The sequence below is a fragment of the Mesorhizobium sp. M4A.F.Ca.ET.022.05.2.1 genome (genome assembly GCF_003998845.1).
Taxonomy (GTDB): Bacteria; Pseudomonadota; Alphaproteobacteria; order Rhizobiales; family Rhizobiaceae; genus Mesorhizobium.
On the sequence record NZ_RZOJ01000463.1, the window covers coordinates 1 to 4,595 of the forward strand.

4 protein-coding genes are annotated in these 4,595 nt (G+C 63.4%); all 4 read right to left on the reverse strand.

What is annotated here, in order from left to right; translation table 11 throughout:
- Positions 1-202 precede the first annotated feature (202 nt).
- Genes EN745_RS30540 through cpaB form a run of 4 tightly spaced genes read right to left on the reverse strand, consistent with a single transcriptional unit; the run spans position 203 to position 4,593 of the window.
- Positions 203-1,486, reverse strand: coding sequence for a CpaE family protein (locus EN745_RS30540; protein ID WP_189347635.1), 1,284 nt, complete (start codon positions 1,484-1,486; stop codon positions 203-205).
- A gap of 28 nt (positions 1,487-1,514) precedes the next feature.
- The gene (locus EN745_RS30545) at positions 1,515-2,255 is read right to left on the reverse strand and encodes a CpaD family pilus assembly protein (protein WP_126056634.1); all 741 of its coding nucleotides are present in this window, start codon (positions 2,253-2,255) and stop codon (positions 1,515-1,517) included.
- Between the two features lie 14 nt (positions 2,256-2,269).
- On the reverse strand, positions 2,270-3,802 hold the full coding sequence (locus tag EN745_RS30550) for a type II and III secretion system protein family protein (protein ID WP_127400178.1): 1,533 nt from the start codon (positions 3,800-3,802) through the stop codon (positions 2,270-2,272).
- Positions 3,799-4,593: a Flp pilus assembly protein CpaB gene (cpaB, locus tag EN745_RS30555; protein ID WP_245487877.1), complete on the reverse strand. Its 795-nt coding sequence runs from the start codon at positions 4,591-4,593 to the stop codon at positions 3,799-3,801. Before cpaB ends, EN745_RS30550 begins: the two co-directional genes overlap by 4 nt.
- Positions 4,594-4,595: the final 2 nt, after the last annotated feature.

Here is a 4,595-nt window from a genome sequence, read left to right on the forward strand (position 1 = left end):
GGCTCGACCGGGCGGCGGGCGGGCTGAGCGGCCGGCTCTCCGGCCTGCGGCGGCGCGGCGGGCCGCGCAAGAACCGCGGCGTCCGCGGATCCAGGCGCCGCCGGCCCCGGTGCCGGCTGGCGGAATTCCGGCTTGAACCGGTTGCCGTCGTCAGAGCCTCTCTTACCAAACATGATCGACTACCAATTCCGCCGCCTGAGCGTTATTTCTTGTTGCGCGAGAGCTTGCCGAGAAGCGAGCCGAGACCCGCCTTCTTCTTGGTCTTGATTTCGCTGCGTCCGGTCAGCACATGCGCGATCTCATCGATGATGCCTACGATCGGGCTCTTGGCATCCATCTCGCCCAGCATGCGCCCGTTGTTGGCCGCGTTGCCAAAGAGCAGCGGTTCGAACTGGATGACCGCCATCGGCGTGATGCCGAGCGGCTCGGCAAAATCCGACGGCCCGATCTCGGGACGCTTCGGCACGCCCGCCTGATTGATGACGAGCCTTGGCGCCGGATCGTTCGGACGCAGCCTTTTCAGCATGTCCACCATGTTCTTGGTGTTGCGCAGATTGGCCAGTTCCGGCGTCGCGGTGATGACGACCTCATCCGCCTTGATGAGGATGCTCTTGGCCCATCCCGTCCAGACATGCGGGACATCGAGGACCAGGAGCGGCGCGCTGCGCTGGGCCGTGTCGATAAGCTGCGAGAAGGCGTCGGGATCGAAGTCGTAGACCCGCTCGAGCGTGGATGGGGCCGCAAGCAGCGACAGGTGTTCTGCGCATTGCGCAAGCAACCGGTCGAGATAGACCTCGTCGACGCGCTCGGGCGAAAACACCGCCTCTGCGATGCCTTGCGCCGGATCCTGGTCGAAATTGATGTTGGCCGTTCCGAAGGCAAGATCGAGATCGGCCACGACCACTTCGGACTTGAACAGCGACGACATCGCCCAGGCGACATTGTGGGCGATGGTCGAGGAGCCGACGCCGCCCTTGGCGCCGATGAAGGCGATCGAGCGGCCGATCGGCTCGGCCTCCGGATCGACGAAGATCGACGAAACCACGCTGACGATGTCGGTCATCGACACCGGTGCGATGACGTATTCGGAAATGCCGGAGCGGATGAGCTCGCGATAGAGGCCGACGTCGTTGTAGTGGCCGATCACCACGACCTTCGAGGACGGATCACAATATTCGGAAAGCTGCGCCAGCTGCTCCAGCAGTTGCTTGGGCTCGCTGCGGGATTCGAGCAGGATCAGGTTGGGCGTCGGCGCCGACTGGTAGAACTCGATCGCGGTGGCGATGCCGCCCATATGAACCTTCAGATGGGCCTTCGCCATGCGCCGGTCCTCGCCGGCGAGGCGGACCGGACTGGCGACGCCCTCGGTTTCGCAAAAAGCCTGGATCGAGATGCGCGGGACCGGCCGCAAGGCCTGCATCGCGGCGATGTCCTGTTGCGAGGTATCGCCACCATCCAGTGGCGCGTCATAGGCAAGATTGCTCATCGTCATGCTCTCTCCCTGACTTGCGCCACTAGTAGGTCACTTCCGAGTTGCCGAGGAACTCGTCCGAAATGCCTCTGCTGCGATAGATGTCGATCACCTTGCTGCGGTTTTCGGCATCGATGTCGGATTGCTTGCGCGGCCCCAGCAGATCGGCCGGATTGGCCATCTGAGCGGCGAGGTTGTTCTGATACGAGCAGCCATAGTCGGCATAGTGCTTGTTTTCCGACGTCTGAAGCAGGTCTTCGGGCCAGCGTCCGCATTTGTCGGTCTGGGCCTTGATCGAGACGTAAGCGACGCGCACCGGCGCGGACGCTTCAGGCGATACCGACTGGTAGGACGTCATGACGATCCGGCTCCGGCTGACGCCGGCTGCGATGGCAAGCCTGGCGAAGTCGCGGCTGGCGGCGGCCGCGGCCACCTCGTTGGCCGACCCGACCGGGGCCGCGATCGTCAGCGCCGGGGCGGCGCTCTTGTCGTAGCCGTCGAGGAAGCCGAGCAGCGTATCGCGCTGGGAACCGGTCATGCCGCGGTCACCGGCGCCGACGGGAAGATCGATCTTCTGGTTTTTTTCAGCGATCACGATCGGATGGCTGGTGCGATAGTCGTCGGGGATGGCACCGACCGTAACGCTGTCGCGCTTCCAGCCGGCGCAGCCGGCAAGGGATGCGGCGAGCATGACCGCCAGGACCGGTGCGGCCGAGCGGCGGATCCGCTCGCGACCGGACTGTACTGGCGCTGCGGTCCCGATGATCTTCGATGACTGGAACATGTCCGCTTCCCCGCTCACTTGTAGATGAAGCCGACAACGCCGTGATAGCGGCCGTTGGGCCTGTCGGTCTGCATGGTGCCGTAGACGCGGTTGACGCGACCAAGGAACATGCCCGCGCCGTCGCTCGGCGCGTTGAAGTTGTCGTCCGGCTTGGCAAGTTCATTGCGCGCGACCGGCCTGGCCAGATAGGGCGTGATGATGATGACGAGCTCGCTTTCGTTGCGCACGAAGTCCTTGCTGCGGAAAAGCGTGCCGAGCACCGGGATCTTGGCCAAGCCTGGCAGCCCCGAAACAGCCTGACGAATATCGTCACGGACAAGGCCGGCTATCATCATCGAACCGCCCGACGGCAATTCGACCGTCGTATCGGCCAGTCTCTTGCGAATCGACAGCAAGGTGGTTCCCGGCAGAGCGCCGCCCCCCTCGAGGGTGGTCGCGCCTTCTGCAGTCGGCTCCGAGACGGACGTCCTGACCTTGAGACTGATCCGCCCAGCCGACAGAACCACCGGCTGGAACTCGAGGCCGATGCCGTATTCGAGCTTGTCGTTGGTGTATGTGATTTGGCCCGTTTGGTTGTCAGTCGACGTGTTGCTCGTCCGCGAAGTGATGAGATTGAACTCACCGCCCACCTTGAATGTTGCCTTTTCGCCCGAAACAGCTGTCAGGGTCGGTTCCGCAAGCGTCTTCATGACGCCGCTTTGTTCCATGGCATTGATGTAGGACTGGAGTTCCGCAGTACCTAGCGACAGTCCAGAGCTTTGCGAGAGCGGTTTGCCCAATCCGTAGTTGGTCGAGCTGACGGCACCCCAGGTGATGCCATTGCTGCCGCCATTGCCGACCATGTTGACGCCGAGTTGCTTCATCACCGAGCGGCTGACTTCCGCCACCGTCACCTTGAGCGTCACCTGGTCGTCGCCGATGATCTGCAGCAGGTTGACGATCTTCGAGACGCGGCGTTCCTGGTCGGGATTGTTGATATCGACACCGCCATTGGCCGACCCACCGGCGGCGGTCTGCGAATATTGTCCGGTGGTCGCCTCGCCGCCAGACACAAAGATGGTCGCCAGATCGACCGCGCGCTTGGCGTCGAGGGGGGTGTCCACGGTTCCGGTCAAGACGACGTTGTCGTTCAAAAGTTCGACCTTGATCTCGGAGGTCGGAAGGAAGCGCTTGAGGTAGTCCTCCAATCCGGCGACGTCGCGTTCGACCGCAAGGTCCAGGCTGACGATCTGCTCGCCATTGGGACCGAAGACGAAGATGTTGGTCTCGCCCACGGCCTTGCCGAACAGATAGATGCGCCTTGCCGTGCGCGTCACCGCATCGGCGACCGCCGGATTGGCAACGAGAATGTCATAGGCGTCGCTGGGCAGGTCGATGACCACCGACTTGTTGAGGCCGAGCTTTACGCGCTGCGTGGCGGTGGACGCCGACACCTGGGCGCTCCTTTTCGCGGCCTTCGCCTCGATAACTCCAGGCGCGCTGGTGCCGAGCAGGAACAGGCCGATCGCCGCTGCCACCATGAAGGGCAGTTTACCCTTTAGCCTCATTTCCTTGCTCCCACTTCGGAAACTTCGCCCGACTTGATCATCCGCACCGTGCCGCGCCGGCCGTTGCCGGAGACGAGGTAGTCAGCCTCGTTCAGATTCTTTTCGCTGGTGTCCGTGATCGAACGCAGCGCCAACGTCAGGCGATCGGCCATCTGCTGCGCGACCGTGATGATTTCGGCCTGCTGCGGCGTCAGCTCCAGAGTGGCTGTCTGGCCAACCCTGGTCTTCTTGCCCTCCTCGTCCTCCTGGATGGTCTGGTCGATCGCCAGGACGCGGATGTTCTTCAGGATGGTCTCGGTGGTGAAGCCGCTGCCACCCGTTCCAGTGTCGGAACGGCGGGTCATGATGACGTCAACGAAATCATTGGGAAGGATGAAGCCACCCGCCGAAGTGTCGGCAGATATGGCAGTGGCGACGGCGCGCATGCCGCTGGGCAGAATTGACGACATGAAGCTCTGCCCCTCGCCGATCAGCTTGGAGCGCCTCAGCGGCTCGCCCGTGTACATCGCCACGCGGGCAACGGAGCCCTTCAGCTTATCCAGCGCATCGGGCTCGGCGGCTCGGGTGATGAAATTGGCATTGATGCCGCCGGACGGCCAGGACTCCCAGCTGATGTTGTTCTCCAGCGGGCTGCCCATGGCGACATCGCCGGACAGGACGAGCACGTCCTGCAGGGCGATGGCCGGCGCCTTGGGGGAATCGACGGTGACCTGGGGCGGCGGAGCCACCACCATCTTCTTCGCGACATAGCCTGCGCCGCCCGCCGCGGCCACCGCCACGCTTAGTATTATCA

What these genes read in the sequence shown, in the direction of transcription:
- EN745_RS30540 (WP_189347635.1), bottom strand. Translation starts at nt 1,486, where the DNA reads ATGAGCAATCTTGCCTATGACGCGCCACTGGATGGTGGCGATACCTCG.
- EN745_RS30545 (WP_126056634.1), bottom strand. Translation starts at nt 2,255, where the DNA reads ATGTTCCAGTCATCGAAGATCATCGGGACCGCAGCGCCAGTACAGTCC.
- EN745_RS30550 (WP_127400178.1), bottom strand. Translation starts at nt 3,802, where the DNA reads ATGAGGCTAAAGGGTAAACTGCCCTTCATGGTGGCAGCGGCGATCGGC.